The organism is Brevibacillus sp. RS1.1 (assembly GCF_013284365.1).
GTDB lineage: Bacteria > Bacillota > Bacilli > Brevibacillales > Brevibacillaceae > Brevibacillus > Brevibacillus brevis_D.
In genome coordinates, this window is sequence record NZ_JABSVA010000003.1 from 98,236 (window position 1) to 114,162 (window position 15,927).

A 15,927-nucleotide genomic window follows, 5' to 3' on the forward strand; every position below is an offset into this window, starting at 1 on the left:
CTCTGATCCTCTGCTTACTCTCATTGCCAATTCCTTTAAGCAATAGTCATTTGCAGCAGTTTCTTCGTATAGGCGGATTGAACATCTTTTAATTCTTCAACCCTCACAATCTCTTCGATCTCACCATTTCGTATGACCATGACTCTGTCGCAAATATAGGCGGCAGCCTGTATATCATGGGTGATGAAGATATAGCTAATCTTGTAACGTTTTCTCAAGTCTTTTAGTAAATCAAGCACTTGCATTTGCACAGACCCATCCAATGAACTGATTGCTTCATCGAATAGAATGCATCTCGGTTCCGTTGAAATAGCTCTCGCTATGCATACCCTCTGAGCCTCCCCCCCTGATAGCTCATGAGGAAATTTCTTTCGATAGGAAGGATCCAACCCTACTTGACTTAATAAATGGTCAATCTCGCTTCGAACATCTTTTCGTCCCCGTCTTTTCATTTGCAAAGGCTCCCGAATGGCGTCCTCTACCGTATATAATGGATTGATCGAAGAAGTGTAATCTTGAAATACAGCGCTGATATTCCCTGTTCTTACTTTTCGATCCTCTACTTTTTTGCCCTCAAACAAGATGGTACCTCGATCAGGCTTTTCTATCCCCAGGAGCAATCTTCCTAATGTCGATTTACCACTTCCGCTTTCTCCGATGATGCCGAAGCACTCCCCAGATTTGCATTCGAAGCTAATGTTACTCAACACTTGCTCTCTTTCCCTTGAGAACAATCCACCTCTTCTGTATGATTTCTCTACACACTCAACGCTCAGCAATACTAACTCCTCCCATGACCCTCTTAAAATGTAGATTCATCGGCAGCTTCGTGGAGAGTAAGTAACGGGTATAGGTATGCTGCGGTTCAGAGAAGATGGCTTCGGTCGTCCCGTTTTCAACAATTTCTCCTTCTTTCATGACGAGAACCTCATCTGCCATTAATTTGACAATTCCTAAATCGTGAGAGATGAAGATCATGGAACAGCCCATTCGATCACGCAATTGCAGGAACTGTTCAACCACTTCGAACTGCGAGATTGTATCGAGTGCTGTCGTTGGTTCATCAGCAATCAGAATGTCAGGCTCTAATACGATAGCCAGCGCAATCATGACCCGCTGCAGCGTTCCACCCGACAGCTGGTGGGGATACTTATTCATTACCTCTTTCGGGTCTTTCAGCATGACGCTTTCCATGGCATTTTTCATTTTGGTTGTGATTTCGTCACGGCTCCATCCAAAATGCTCCACTAGCGTCTCCTTTAAATGAACGCCCACCACGCAAGAGGGATCAAAGGCACGCATGCCATTCTGTAAAATCATGCAAAGCTGCTTTCCCCTCTTTTTCCTCATCTCCTGTTCGGAGAGCTCCATGAGGTTTTCTCCTCGTAATAGAATGTCACCCGATTGGTGAATCCCGGCTTTATTCAATCTCATGATGGCCTTGCACGTAACCGACTTCCCGCTTCCGCTTTCTCCAACAATGGCCAGACAGCTTCCCTGCTTCACATGAAATGAACTGTTTGGAACGATCACTCGATCATTGCGGCTGTCCCAGATTTTCAGGTTATTTACCTCCAAAATGTTCATCTTCCGGTTATGCCACCCCTTTTCCTTCGAGCTTCACGGCAGAGGCTCTTACTAACCCTTGCTGCTTATATGTAGAAGTCATCAATTTGGGATCTAAAGCCACTTGAAGCGTATCAGACAAATAGTTAATGACCGATACGACGATCACGATGGTCAAACCGGGAGCTAGCATGAATTCCGGACGGGAAAACATGACCTCTCTCGCTTCGTTCAACATCATGCCCCACTCTGCTTCCGGTGCTTGAATGCCTAAACCGAGGAAAGAGAATCCTGATATTTGCAAAATCATCGAACCGAAGGAGCTGCTTGAAATGACAGCAATGTCGGGCAATGCAATCGGAATAATGTGCCTGATCATGATTCCCAAATTGCTCGCGCCGATTGCCTTTGAGAATTTTACATAGTCGGATTCCGCATATTGCATGACTGACGCTCTGATGATTCGAGCAAACCACGCCCATTTCATCAATACAAAGGCGATGATTACCTTTTCAAAACCTACTCCCAAAATGCCGATAATCGCCAGGGTCATGACATATCCCGGAAAAGAAAGGATCACATCGCAAACACGCATCAAGAAGGCATCGGTTTTTCCACGAAAGTAACCCGCAAGAACCCCTACAATTGACCCAATCAATACAGAAAGGAGAAGCGCAGCGAAGACCCATAGCATGCTGGGACGAATAGCGTAAATGAGCCTGGATAAAACGCATCGCCCTAAGTGGTCGTTGCCCAAGAGATACTCCCATGATCCGGATGCAAATCGAAGCTCCATATGTACTTCTGCAGGATCATGCGGTGCAACGAAAGGTGCAAATATTCCAGCCATAGTTGTAAGCGAGATAATGGATAAGGATAGGACAGCAACCTTGTCTTTCCACACATGTTGGAATCGATTCATCTAGAGACCATCCCTTATTTTGGGTTTCAATGCCGCATTGATGATGTCGGAAACGGTGTTGAACAGAATAAAAGCGACTGCCAACACTAGGACATAGGCTTGAATGATCGGAAAATCCCTGCTTAAAATGGATTTGACGCTTAGCGTACCGAGTCCCGGCCAAGCAAAGATGTTTTCCACGACGACTGTGCTTCCCAAAATGATGGGAATCGCCATGCAAAATACGGAAATGGCCACCTGCAATGAATTTCTGAGAATGTGCATCGTGATCTTTTTCTCAGGTAAGCCGCATGCCCTTGCATAGAGAACATAGTCTTCATTCATGTTGCTTAACATGGAACTTCTGATGATTCGAAAATAGATACCAGCATAGCTGATTGTAATCACAACAACGGGCAATACATAGCTTTTGTACGACTCCATTCCGCTTGTCGGAAGCAAATCCAACTTGACGGAAAAATACCAGATCAGCAGAGCGGCGAGCCAATAGGACGGCATCGATGTCAGGAAAAATGAAACGCCTCTGACTGATTTGTCCACCCATTTGCCTGCGTTCAATGCGCATGCCACTCCCAAAACGATGGACAGCGAAACTATGGCAAATGTCGAAACTAACGTCAGCTTTACTGTATGGAAAAAGGCTGGTCCTAGCATAGACCACACGGGTTTTCCCGTTATGTATGAATCTCCAAAATCAAGCTGCAAGCATGAAGCGACCCAGTTTAGGTACCGGGTCAAAAAGGGTTGGTCCATCCCAAGGTTCGCTCTGGTTTGAACAAGTAACTCATCCGTTATTGTGGGAATGCCTTGCGAATGCAGCACCACTTCGGCAGGATCCATAGGAGATAGATGAATGAAAGAAAACGTTACAAACGATACGATCAGGACCAAAGGAATCGATAGCATGAACCTTTTGATGATATAGCTACCCATAGCACGCTCCTTTTTCCGTATTTATTCAAAGTACATCCGCTCAAATGGAAGCTCGAATTGCGTTTGCTTAAACGAGATACCCTTCAGGTTTTTGGGAGCCAGGATCGTGACTCTTCCATTCGTAATCGGAATAAATACGGCTTCCTCATGGACAATGGTCAAAATATCAGCATATAGCGATTTTCTATGTTCCTCATTCGTCGACACCATAACTTCTTCTATTTTTTTATAGAGCTCATCAGCTTGCGCGAGGCCTCTTGTCGTATGGTAATAGGAAGACTTGGAAGTAAAAGCAGCGATTGTGCTCTGCGGATCATATGCGAGTCCCCACGTTTGATTAAAAAGCAGGTCATAGTCACCTGTAGATCTTCTGTTCGCAATCGAAGAAGACTCCTCGCCAATAATCTCCAGTTGGACCCCAATCCTTTTTACCGTATGTTGAATCAATTCAGCCTGCATTTTTTGCGTGGACGAATTTACATCATAATAAAGCTTCATGGCTAATGGCTTTCCTTTTTTCGATCTGAATTCGCCCGTATTCCCGATACCCCAGCCCGCCTCCTCCAAAATCTTCTTCGCTTTTTCCAAATCGTATCCCCGCTTCTCTAATTTCACGTTGGCGTAATGAACATTCGAAGAGAAAAGGGTATTAGCTGGTTGTTCAGTGCCTTCAAATATTTGTTTGCTGATGGTCTCTCTGTCAATCGCATGCCAAAACGCTTCGCGTACAGCCTTTTCATATACAGGGCTCTCTGTTTTGCTGCTATTGACGACAATTATGCCTGTGTTCATTGGTTGACTGCGAATGATTTGGTGTTCACCTGATTCAACAAATTGATTCATGGCTGCCACATCGAGACTATTAGCCCCTCGATCATCCGTAAATACAAAGTTGACTTCTCCCTTTTGCAATGCCAAGAAAGTAGTTTCTCCTGCGGGAAGTACTTTGGCCGTGATTTTCTTCACTTTAGGCGCGCCACCCCAATAATTTTCATTCGCTTCAAATACGGCATACTGATCGACTTTATGCTCAGTGAGCTTATAGGGACCAGTTCCGTTATAACCACTAACACCATCTTTGGTTCCCCCGTTCACAAAATTTTTTGGCGAGATGAATACATAAGGTCTTGTCATCGACAATTCGACCAGCGTCGGGTAGTACGGTTCGGATAAGACCAGTTCAACCGTATACTCATCGAGTACATTGCAGGCCACGATCTTTGTTGATAACTTGATCCAGGAATGCTTGCTTGCATTGCTTTGCACCGCTTCGATATTCTTTTTCACTGCTTCCGCATTAAACAGCTCTCCATCATGAAACGTCACGTTTTTTCTCAAATGAAACGTGTACACTTTCCCGTCTTCGGAAACTTCCCAAGATTCAGCTAACAAAGGTTTGATCCCATCTTCTGTATTTTCCACCAACGATTCGTACACCATCCCTTGAGCTGGCATGGAGCCGGAATAAAAATGCGGGTTCATATCGTTAATATCTTTCGAAGTGGCATAGACGATCTCTTTCCCTTTATTGGTTGACTCCGTTTTTTCCGTATCACCGTTACTGCAGCCAACCAGCAGAACAACGGAGACCATGAACGTCCTTAATAAGGATCCCATTCTTCTTGTCATACCATTTCCTCCAAAAAATACGTGTTAGTGTGGCTTCTTTGATCCGATACCCTTTTCGATCTCACTACATATCATTTTCAAATCTTCCGCAAAGCTTTGCACAACGAACGCATCCGATAACTGTTCACCCTTACGTGTTTGCGCAGCTTCCGAAATTTTACTCTCGTACGTTTCAATGAATGTATCGATCGTCGGGCAACTGCTATCTAAGTATCTTGCAATGCCCTGAATCATTTTTATCCGATAGTAATCTTCCTTTGGCATGCGCGGGATATCCCAATACCCTTCTCTATTGATAAATATTTTCCGGATGGGGACAGCAGAAAAATCGAAGTATCTTCCATCTGAATCTGGCTCCGAAAAAGGATCAATCAGCAGTGAGGTATATCGAATGAACAATAAATACTCTTGATGAATCGTTTCATAATGAACGAAGTTTTCGATATCATCACGTGATAGACTTTCCAGCCTCACCGGATAATTATCATCCGTCATGAACTTTAGCAAATTGAGCCCTTTTATATTGAGCTTTTCCACCACTTTGGTAATCTCTTTCCATTGAGCCAGCATATCGCGTATGAGATATTGCGTGATGGGGCCCTCCGGAAACATTTTGTAGACGTACTTTTTGATTGGTTCCTCTCCAAATATCACACGAAGGGAGAAAGCATTCATAAACAGTGGCGGATGCACGTATAGTGATATGTTTCGCGTTTCCGCTTCGATCGGAGAGTCCATGACTTCCAAATGAATACCTACTTGCTCAAATAACTCACAAAGTCTTTTTACATTCGGGGAGGGTGCGCGCGTCGAGCCGATGTAAAGCTTTTTCTTAACCCCTGTCGTAATCACTCGATTTGATGGCTGATCATGGAACCAGCGTGTATCGCCAAGGTATGTAGAAAAACTGATAATCTCCGCATTCGAACCAATCTTGTTTAAATAATGACGTAGTAAAGTGTTGGAACCAAGGGTCGGGGAAACCAAAACCATGCACTTTATTTGTTGTAAAACCTGATCATTTATTTGTTGTAAAACCTCTGTATATGCATCTGTTGTGACAGATAATATGATGGTATCCCATTCCCCTGTAACTCTCCCGTATCCATGGAATACATGATCGATTTGGCATTCGCCTTCCATCTTTTGATGCTTTTCATTTTGAATATCTGTTCGAATTTGCTGACTGCTTTGCTTAAGTGCAGTAAAGAATGATGTGGAACGAACAGACTCACGCCCAACGACCCCGACGCAACACTTCCAATGTTTTTTAAACATGACAGCCATTTGAATGGAAGCAGGACCTGTTCCCAATAGCAAGATTCGTTTCATATCACCCATAGAAACCTCCTTTTAAGATCAGCATGCAACCGATGCTTTTTTGTACAACGCGATATCAAATACATGGTCGGGACGCAAGATAGTTTCAATCAGTCTCCATTTCCGCTCATCTACCTCTCTCATGGGGTAGTTAAAAAGGGATTTCATTTGATTCCCGTATCGCATCACCACGATCACTTGGTCATTTGTCAATGGATGTAATTGTTCCAGCAGATCATACTTATTTGCAACTGTTGAACTAAAGATGATATGGGTTGCATCCTTCGTCACATCAAGTCGTTCCACAAACTCTTTCTCCAAGCGGATAGACAATCCACTTCCCAGCCTTTCTACAACACTCCGCCCTAGTTCGATGGCCTCCTCATCAATGTCGATACCAACTACTTCTGCTCCCGTCCGCTTCGCAATCAATAATGGCGTCATGGGAAAGGAACCTGAGCCTACCATCAACACCTTTGAATCAACAGTAACTTGAAAACTCCCAAATTCTTCTTCAATACAAGATTCTATGTTTTGAAAGTAGTCGGTCTTATCGTCAATCCCTTTTAGCAGCTTCAACGCACGATATTTCTCCATAATCGAAACGCAAATCGCCGACGATTTTCTTACATTCTCCACAAGCTGGTTCAATTGGTTTCCGATTGGCTGTTCTATCTGCTCCCAGGCTTCTTTGTTTCTTTCATCCGTTATGAAAGTAGAATACTCATCGATGATCTTCTCTAACTCCGAGCTGTGATGGATGGTACCGTCATATCGATCTGCTAGATGGGTGAACCTTTCTAGAAATGCAGTCAACTGTTGATGCAATTGTTCGTGTCTATTCATTCCGTTCTCCCCTTGCTATCTTGAATCTCGATGAATGCTTTGCCTTGTGCCACTATTCCGACTGCCCCCTCAATTTTGAGACTTGTTACTTCTTCTTTTTGCCAATCGGCCGTTACTTGAATCGTGCCTCCCGGTTGCCTGATGTGAGCAGCGATATCACCTTGCTTTTTCCAAGCCAGATAGGCCCCAAGTGAAGCAGTACCTGACCCACAGCCGCTTTCCCAGATCATGCTATCTAAAGACGGAACAAAGATAAGGGGAGCCAATTCATTCGAAGCTGGCTGATACAATAGCACCCCGATTAAACTCACCCCTACAGTTACTCCAAGCAGCTTGGCTAAGGATTGCGCACGTTTTCTTACCGCCTCACTGAACTGTTCTACTTCAATCACGATGTGAAAGAAATCTTGATACCTCACAATCACCAGGTTTATTTCGTCGCCATCATAGTTGATTGACTGCTGCTCGATCTTTTTGGGAAGAGGCATCGAAACTTGGCAGTAATATTCGTCTTTAATTCTTTTCACTTGACAAACAACGAAATGATCTGTTCCCGAAGCTTCCAAAACAATTTCGGTGAAATCATTATGCTGTAGACCATTTTCATGCGCGATAAGCGACGCTAATGCCATGCATGCGTTGCCGCAAAACTCACCCCCAGCCATTTGCAGATGTGCTGCTGCTCCATAATTATTCGGTTTTTCGATAAAACCCACTTGTTCAGCATGGACACTAGCGTAGGACATAATTTTTGAGGCGATGTGCGTATACTCTTCAGCTGGATGGTTGTTTTTCACAAGAATGGTCATATTTTGTGTGGGATTAAACTTTATAAAATCGATTTCCCGTTTCATCTCAACCTACCCTCTTACCATATTTTTAATGAAAAGCGAATGACCCTAGGTTAAACGTAATCATTACGATTTAAGGCTTAAAAAATAAACCGTAATGATTACGATTATTATCGAGTAAATCATAACCACAATTTGGGTGTCTGTCAACGGTAGACTTGTCGTTCTTTATTCCTATTCTCGAAGTCGATCACACTTCCAGATATGCGCTCTAGTATTTTCTAGTAGGATTTTTACATCTATACAAGAAGAATACCTTGACTTAACAAAGTGGAACAGGTAATCTTTACCCGCACCACAAACGGATTTTATCGTACAGAAAGGTTGTATTGACTTCATGGCGTTATCTCAAACTACTACCAAGAAACAGGTCAACAAGGAAAAGTCTTCAATCTCTTTGCTCTCTCTTACCGTGGGTTCCTTTGCCATTGGGATGACGGAATTCGTCATCATGGGTCTACTACCGAATGTTGCAGAGGATTTGCATGTTAGTATCTCATCTGCGGGACAACTCATTACCATGTATGCGCTAGGGGTAGCTGTCGGTGCACCGATACTGACAGTCCTCACCCACCGGATTCCCCAAAAGAAGCTACTCTGTCTCCTTATGATTCTATTTATTCTCGGGAACGGAATCTCTGTTTTTGCTCCCAACTACGATATATTGATGGGAGCACGCTTGATTACCGCTTTGACGCACGGGACATTCTTTGGGGTGGGAGCTGTTGTAGCCTCCAGTCTTGTAAGTCCTGACAAACGTGCCGCTGCCGTTTCCATTATGATGGCAGGTCTGACGATTGCTAATATTATTGGTGTGCCTCTGGGGACTTTCATCGGTCAACACATGGGATGGCGAGCTTCATTTGGTACGATTGCGATCATGGGAATGATAGCACTTATCGGAATACTCGTTTTCGTTCCAAACATGCGGCAAGAAAACATCGGGAGTATCACTGGGCAAATTACTGCTCTACTAAAGCCCAAGCTTCTTCTATACCTGTTGATCGGAGCGTTAGGCAACGCTGGTCTATTCACCGTATTTACGTATATTACGCCACTGCTGACGCAAATTACCGGTTTTGCTGAGTATCATGTAACGTGGATTCTTGTCCTCTTCGGCTGTGGTGTGACCATCGGTAATATCGTGGGCGGAAAGCTTGCGGATTGGAAGCTAATGCCTTCCATTCTCGGACTTTACTTCACGATATGCATCATTTTGACGCAGTTTACGTTTACCATGTACAGTCCAATCGCTGCCGTTCTGACCATATTTCTTTGGGGAGCTGCTTCTTTCGCTGTATTTCCAGGGCTGCAAGTACGCGTGATGAACCTCGCTCAGAATGCGCCAGCGCTTGCTTCTACTTCCAGTCATTCTGCCGGAAATCTAGGAAATGCTGCGGGTGCCTTCATTGGCGGATGGGTTATTACGCATCTTGATATAACCTCCCTGCCATGGGTGGGTGCCGTGCTCGTAGCACTGGGTCTGATTTTGGGAATCGCATCCTATATGGCTGAACGCAAGCTGCAACAAAGTTGAAAAGGGTACTCAATATGAGCACCCTTTTTCTTTTTCTCTGGTCTAAGCCGCTCCGTACGATTTTGCCAAAATTCGCTCCCACATCGGAATAAATTGCTTGATAAGCGGTCCAATGGCAAGGGCCGTCACAAAAGTTCCTACCGAAACAGGCCCGCCAAGCAGCAAGCCCAACACCATGACTGTGCACTCTATACCGATCCTGACTTTACCGATTCCCCATCCCATTCGCTCATGTAAAGCTAACATAAAACTGTCACGTGGACCGGCTCCCAATCGCGGTGAAATATACATACCTGTTCCGATCGTATAAATGAGCAGACCGACAGCAAACAAAATAACTCGTTCGAGAACGGTCTTACCTGTAGGAATCCAGTTCAGCCACATGAATACGTCAATAAACAGCCCGAAGAAAAACATGTTTAAAAACATACCGACGTTCGGCCGGATCTTGCCAATGATGTAGGAAGCGAGAATGATCATGGCTCCCACGATCTGCGACCATATGCCGATGGTCAATCCAAATGTCTTTTGTAATCCGATATGCAGTGTATCCCACGGCGCAACACCTAAATGCGCCTCAATCATCATGCCAATACCAAACGCCATAACCGCCAGTCCGATCATAAACACACTGTATCGAACTGCAAGCGGATGAAGCAGAAACTTCCTCCACATGATTTTCTCCCCCTCTAATGATTCTAGCTTTCTGAGCACACGTAGGTGGAGATTTGGAGTAAGCTACCTTTTTGATAGCGATTTGCGAATTCATCTGGATCACCTTCCTATTTCGAAATGGGAAACATGATATCCACGGTGGTACCTTTGTTGATCTCGCTCGAGATGGTGATGGTTCCTTGATGATCTTTCATTATTTTATTGCTGACAAGTAAACCTAAGCCTGTTCCTTTCTCTTTCGTAGTATAAAAAGGTTCACCGAGTCTGGGCAGCAGCTCTTGGGAAATGCCACATCCATTGTCGGTAAAGCGAATCCGCACTTGGTTATTCGGTAGACATGTGGTTTCTATGCTAATTGTGCCATTTGACGAGATCGCATCCAGGGAATTCTTCAATAGATTGATAAAGACTTGTTTTACTTGATTTTCTTCTCCTTTAATCGCTATGGGAATATCGCTGAATATTGTGTTGATCGAAGTGTTGTTTTGATTTGCTTCTGATTCCAGAAACGTTACCACACTTTCAATAAGAGGGTGTAAAAGAATCCGCTTCACATTCAGCGTTTGCGGCTTGGCCAACACAAGTAGCTCACTCACGATAAAGTTGATTCGATCTAACTCGGACAACATAATGTCTGTATAAGTGGCTCCCCCCGATAGTGTTGGCCGCAAATATTGGATAAAGCCTTTCAATGCCGTAAGCGGATTTCTTATTTCGTGCGCAATACTTGCGGCCAATTCACCGATTACGGACAACTTCTCTGTTCTGCGGAGAAGCTCTTCGTTTTGCTTCCTCTCTGTTAGGTCACGTGTAATGTTGATGAAGTATTGATTTCCACCATCTGAGCTAAAAAACGGCATCCCTCTTGATTCAAGGTAGATCCATTTCTCGTTTTCCAGTTTGTATCGATACTCACATGTCACCGGAATATCGAACTCAATCATCGTGGAAAATCGCTCACAGACGAATGCTGCATCTTCTGGATGTATGTTTTCAAAAATAATTTGGCTCGTCCCTAATTTCTTCACATGGGAAGGTGAACTATACAATACGTGACCGTATTTATCTATGACGGAAATGAAGTCTGCCGTGTGTTCGGCAATGAATCGATACTGTTCCTCGCTCTTGCGCAAGGCTTCTTCGGATTGTTTTCGCTCGGTGATATTGCGTGAAACGAATAGAAAGCTATCAATCTCTTTGTTCTCAGACATAATCGGAACACAACGTGACTCCCAATACACCCACGATCCATTTTTATGACGTAATCGAATCTCCATTTGAACATTTTGGGGATGCATAGAGATTAAGGAACGCAGATCTTTCACGGTTTTTACATCATCAGGGTGAATGAGATCAAAACTATTCGTTTGAAGATATTCATCCTGAGTGTATCCCAAGTGGTGTTCGATAGAAGGAGATACAAAAAGATTATTCATGTGTACATCATGTTGGCAAATAACATCACTCGTATTTTCTACAAGGATGCGGTACTTTGCCTCGCTATTCACGAGTGCTTCTTCCGCCATTTTGCGGTCCGTAATATCTCTGGCGATAACGGAAGTGCCTACGATCGTACCTTCTGTATCTCTTATAGGGGAAGCGGTTAGACCAACGTGAACGATCTCACCATTTTTTCGTTGACGCACGGTCTCATAGCCTGTAATATTTTTTCCTTCAAATTTAACCTCGTGGAAAATTTCCTTTGTCTCGTCAATGAGTTCTTCAGGCACGAGGCAGTACGGGTCATTCAGGAGGTCTTGATATGTCCAACCGTAGATTTTTTCAAAGGCACTATTCACAAAAAGTATATGACCCTGCATGTCCCTAATTGAAATCGCATCCGTAGTCGTTTCAACCAGTGACTGAAGCAGCTCTTTCATGTTGAACTGTTCTTGTCTAAGGTCGACTCGCTGAGCTTCTTTATCCATAGGTTTATACCTTCCTTAAACGAAGATTGTGAATAATGTTATTATTCTATACCCGTTGAAAATATCCTTGAGAAAATATCTATCCCACTAAAAAAATACCGCCCCTTGAATAGGAGCGGCATCGATCATTTCAAACATCTAAGGATCACTAATCCCGACGGTTTTACCTTCAGACGATGTGGCACCTTCTGAACTGCCAACGGAGCCATAGACACCAGGTTTCCGCAACAATCATAAATCTCTACTACTCTGTTAGGTAACTCTCTGTCTACATCCAAAACCAGCTCTTGGTGTAGTGTCCCGTTCATAATGAATAGCTTTTTATTGCCTGGCTCAACCACTTTTACGTATGGGCTACCAAAGACTGCCATGACTACTTTCGATGAATTTCGCGTTTGAACATTCGGATAGAGTAACTCGGGAGCTTCTGCACGTAACTCTCCAAATAAAAGCACGTCTCTGTTTTCTCTCCAAAACTTCAACCAGAACTTTGTCATTTCGATATGCTCCGGCGGTAATTTCTCGAAGCGCATCGATAACTGTGGAACCGCAAACAAAACATTAATGAGCTGTAGGGCCGCATTTTCAACCGTATCTTCCGGGCTCCACATCAACATATCTGAGTGAACAGCTGTTTTACCGGAAAACAACCGCAAATCGATCGTCCCCACCCGATTGGTAACGGCATCATTCGGACAATCGGCAACCCGAAATATGTTTCCAAACCTTCTCATAAAGGGACCGATATACTTTTGACGAAATTCAATCATGACATCAGCTTTCCTGGCATGTAACCGCGCAAAGATTCCTTCAAGCAAGCATTCAACCGCTTCCTGAACGGAGTCAAAATCTCTTCTCCCATCTTTTTCGAGGGCTTTGTCATTCGCTTTGTTCAAATCAAACTCATCGATAAAATCCAGCTTGAAGCCATCGACGCCCCATTCGTTCAGAGCAGTTTCATAAGTGGAAATCAAGTATTCCCGGACTTCCGGATATCTTGGGTCCAAAACACCTGCTTGCAGATGCTCTCGATAAACCAGCAGCTTATCTTTATAGGTATCCCACGCTTTCGAATGGAAGCCGATAAAAGGCATGCTATACCACAAGATGTATTTCATTCCCATAGCCTGAACTTTTTGCACATGTGCTTTCATGTTGCCGATCTTTTGATGAGCGACCTCCCAATCCCCGCAATAGGCATATCCTCTTTGGTTATCGGTTGTTTGCCATCCGTCATCCACGATTACGGTGTCGCATCCGATCTCTTTTGCCATTCTGCACTGTTCTTCGATCTCTTTATCTACGAGCTCTTGATGAAAAGAATACCATGTAGAATACATCGGGAATGTTGCCGCTTTGGGTATCATACATGGTCGATAGGCATCCATGCTCTCGTACCAATAGGATATGGCCTGAATCGCTTGTTCAAAAGGAATGTCTCTTTGATCAATACGAATGGTTCCCTCATACCTTTTCATCGGTTTGGAAGGCTCCGAAAAAAGCGTGATTTGACAGCGAATCGTTCCGTCCTCTTCACGGATGCCCATGTTAAAGTTGACAGTCTCGATTGCATTGGAATAAGCAATAGCGAGGCGATTACGTCCATCTGAACTGAGAAAGCAACCAACAGGCGCAACAACCGTACCTTTGGAGGAAAAGCCTTTACTCCAATCGACTCCGAGACTTTTGTTGCGAAAACTGCCAGGATGCCAGTACGCTTGTATATTGACCGCGGGGTAATGCCATGCGAGTTGAACCTGCGGAAACGAAATTTCCTCATCTGATTCGATTACGACATGTACATAGGAGATGTCACCGTCAGTACATTCGTTTTGCAATTTGACCCGAAGCACAGAATCATGATATGCCTCTATATGATGAACCATCTTCCTCCTCCTTTTTATGATTGATTTACTTGAATCCGGTAGTAGATGCTCCGTCCATGATGTATCGTTGAGCTAGGAAAAACACAAAGATGGGAGGAACGCAGATCAAGAGAGTCGTTGCCATGACGGATATGACATCCACATCGAACATCCCTTTAAACTGCATCAAGCCGAGCGTCAACGTATATTTGCTTTGATCGTTCAAGAAGATCAATGGGCCGAGGTAATCATTCCAGGAATTGATCATCTGATACACGCCTCCCACTACAAGCACTGGAGACATCAACGGAAGTATGATCTTCAAGTAGATTTGCAGGGAGTTGGCGCCATCTATTCGTGCGGCATCTTCCAGTTCTTTTGGGATTGCCAACAGGTATTGTCTGAATAAAAAGATAAAAAAAGGACTTCCAAACCACGTCGGGACAATCAAAGGCAGCAATGTATCGATCCAACCGAGCGCATTAAATTCAATGTACTGAGGAATGGCTGTCACATCCCAGGGGATCATCATAGATGCCAAAAGAATCATGAATAACGTATCTCTCCCCTTGAAGTCAAATCTGGCAAACCCATAAGCAACAAGTGACGAAGCGAGTAATTGTCCGATCACGCCTAGCCCTGTCACGATCACGGAATTGAGCAAAAAAGTCGTAAACGGCAGCTTGTTCCACGCCTCCAGAAAATTGCTGAAATGAAATTCGGAAGGGAACCATACGGGTGGATAAACAAACGCTTCTTGAGGTGACTTGACAGCCGTCAAAAACATCCAGATAAATGGAGCAAGAAATAAAAAGCTGAAAAAAAATAGTACGGAGTGAATCATCCATTTATAAACACGATTGGGTTGAATCATCGTACCTCCCCCTACGTTCGGTTTATTTCTTCCCTTTCCTTTCATTTTCGTTATACACCCAGGTTTTCGATGTTTTGAACAATACAAAAGTCAGCGACAAAATGATCAGGAACATAAACCAGGCATTTGCCGCTGAGTACCCCATCTTAAAATAACGGAATGCGTTCTCATAGACGTACATGGCGTAAAAATAAGTCGACCGCAACGGCCCGCCTTTGGTGATGACCAAAGCAAACGTAAGTTGCTGAAATGCACTGATGACCGCTGTGATTAGATTAAACAACATAGTTGGGCTGAGCATGGGCAGAGTGATGGAGAAGAATTTGGAAAAGACTCCAGCACCGTCTATCTCTGCTGCTTCATACAATTCTTTGGGGATGTTTTTCAGTCCAGATAGAAAAACCAGCATCATGACACCTTGCCCCCATAATCCCGCAAAAACAATGGCAAAGAGTGACCACTCCGGATCGCTTAACCAACGCGGACCTTCAATGCCGAACCATGACAGAATATAATTCAGAAGGCCGTATTCTCCGTCATAGACCCAGGCCCAGATAAGCGACAGCGAAACTCCTGCAATAACTGTCGGAAGATAAAAGATCGTTCGATACCAGGAGGAGCCTCCGACATTCTGATGTAATAGAAGGGCCAACAGCAACGATATCAAAATATTTAACGGAACCAGAATCGCAGCAAACTTGAAGGTAACCCCTAAGGACTCCCAAAAAATCGGATCATTCGTAAACATCTGCACGTAATTGTCAAAACCAATAAACTGGGGAGTACCGACTATTGGATAGTCAAAGAAACTGATGGCGAACGAAAACAAAAGAGGTCCCAGTGTAAAGGCTACAAATCCAATGATCCATGGGGAGATAAACAGGTAGGGTGTGAGATTCCCACGCCTTTTCTTTTGTGAAACAGCCATTTTCTCGATTCGTTCCCTCTTCTCTCTCGTCTGAATATTGGTCGAAATCATCT

At 44.0% G+C, this 15,927-nt stretch carries 14 protein-coding genes; 1 reads left to right on the forward strand and 13 read right to left on the reverse strand.

Going from position 1 to position 15,927, the window contains the following annotated elements:
- Positions 1-35: 35 nt before the first annotated feature.
- From HP570_RS11000 to HP570_RS11035, 8 genes are read right to left on the reverse strand one after another with little or no spacing between them, the layout of a single operon-like run.
- Positions 36-779, reverse strand: a complete 744-nt coding sequence (locus tag HP570_RS11000; RefSeq protein WP_173625776.1) for an ABC transporter ATP-binding protein — start codon at positions 777-779, stop codon at positions 36-38.
- Positions 766-1,587, reverse strand: coding sequence for a staphylopine uptake ABC transporter ATP-binding protein CntD (gene cntD / locus HP570_RS11005; RefSeq protein ID WP_173625777.1), 822 nt, complete (start codon positions 1,585-1,587; stop codon positions 766-768). Before cntD ends, HP570_RS11000 begins: the two co-directional genes overlap by 14 nt.
- A gap of 7 nt (positions 1,588-1,594) precedes the next feature.
- Positions 1,595-2,488 (reverse strand): staphylopine uptake ABC transporter permease subunit CntC, encoded by an 894-nt coding sequence (cntC, locus tag HP570_RS11010; RefSeq protein WP_173625778.1) that lies wholly within the window; start codon positions 2,486-2,488, stop codon positions 1,595-1,597.
- Complete coding sequence (gene opp1B, locus HP570_RS11015; protein WP_173625779.1) at positions 2,489-3,421, reverse strand: nickel/cobalt ABC transporter permease; 933 nt, start codon at positions 3,419-3,421, stop codon at positions 2,489-2,491.
- A 21-nt stretch (positions 3,422-3,442) separates the two neighbouring features.
- Positions 3,443-5,050 (reverse strand): staphylopine-dependent metal ABC transporter substrate-binding lipoprotein, encoded by a 1,608-nt coding sequence (cntA, locus tag HP570_RS11020; protein ID WP_173625780.1) that lies wholly within the window; start codon positions 5,048-5,050, stop codon positions 3,443-3,445.
- 24 nt (positions 5,051-5,074) lie between these two features.
- The gene (locus HP570_RS11025; protein WP_173625781.1) at positions 5,075-6,391 is read right to left on the reverse strand and encodes an opine metallophore biosynthesis dehydrogenase; all 1,317 of its coding nucleotides are present in this window, start codon (positions 6,389-6,391) and stop codon (positions 5,075-5,077) included.
- 18 nt (positions 6,392-6,409) lie between these two features.
- Positions 6,410-7,216: a methyltransferase domain-containing protein gene (locus tag HP570_RS11030; RefSeq protein WP_173625782.1), complete on the reverse strand. Its 807-nt coding sequence runs from the start codon at positions 7,214-7,216 to the stop codon at positions 6,410-6,412.
- A complete protein-coding gene (locus HP570_RS11035; protein WP_173625783.1) occupies positions 7,213-8,070 on the reverse strand; it encodes a histidine racemase CntK family protein in 858 nt (285 codons plus the stop codon). The genes HP570_RS11030 and HP570_RS11035 overlap by 4 nt, the downstream gene beginning before the upstream one ends.
- A 334-nt stretch (positions 8,071-8,404) precedes the next feature.
- On the opposite strand from HP570_RS11035, the gene HP570_RS11040 reads away from it, so the two are divergent.
- Entirely contained in the window at positions 8,405-9,604 is a 1,200-nt protein-coding gene (locus HP570_RS11040) for an MFS transporter (protein ID WP_173625784.1), read from the forward strand.
- Positions 9,605-9,646: 42 nt separating this feature from the next.
- Here the strand turns inward: HP570_RS11040 and HP570_RS11045 are convergent, their stop codons facing one another.
- The 5 genes from HP570_RS11045 to HP570_RS11065 all read right to left on the reverse strand — a co-directional run bounded on the left by HP570_RS11045 (position 9,647) and on the right by HP570_RS11065 (position 15,925).
- Positions 9,647-10,279 carry a YczE/YyaS/YitT family protein gene (locus tag HP570_RS11045; protein WP_173625785.1) on the reverse strand — a complete coding sequence of 211 codons (633 nt, stop codon included), beginning with the start codon at positions 10,277-10,279 and terminating at the stop codon, positions 9,647-9,649.
- A gap of 107 nt (positions 10,280-10,386) precedes the next feature.
- Complete coding sequence (locus HP570_RS11050) at positions 10,387-12,207, reverse strand: PAS domain S-box protein (protein WP_173625786.1); 1,821 nt, start codon at positions 12,205-12,207, stop codon at positions 10,387-10,389.
- Positions 12,208-12,332: 125 nt separating this feature from the next.
- Entirely contained in the window at positions 12,333-14,093 is a 1,761-nt protein-coding gene (locus HP570_RS11055) for a glycoside hydrolase family 36 protein (protein ID WP_173625787.1), read from the reverse strand.
- 25 nt (positions 14,094-14,118) lie between these two features.
- Entirely contained in the window at positions 14,119-14,946 is an 828-nt protein-coding gene (locus tag HP570_RS11060; protein WP_173625788.1) for a carbohydrate ABC transporter permease, read from the reverse strand.
- Between the two features lie 22 nt (positions 14,947-14,968).
- Positions 14,969-15,925 (reverse strand): carbohydrate ABC transporter permease, encoded by a 957-nt coding sequence (locus tag HP570_RS11065; protein ID WP_173625789.1) that lies wholly within the window; start codon positions 15,923-15,925, stop codon positions 14,969-14,971.
- Positions 15,926-15,927: the final 2 nt, after the last annotated feature.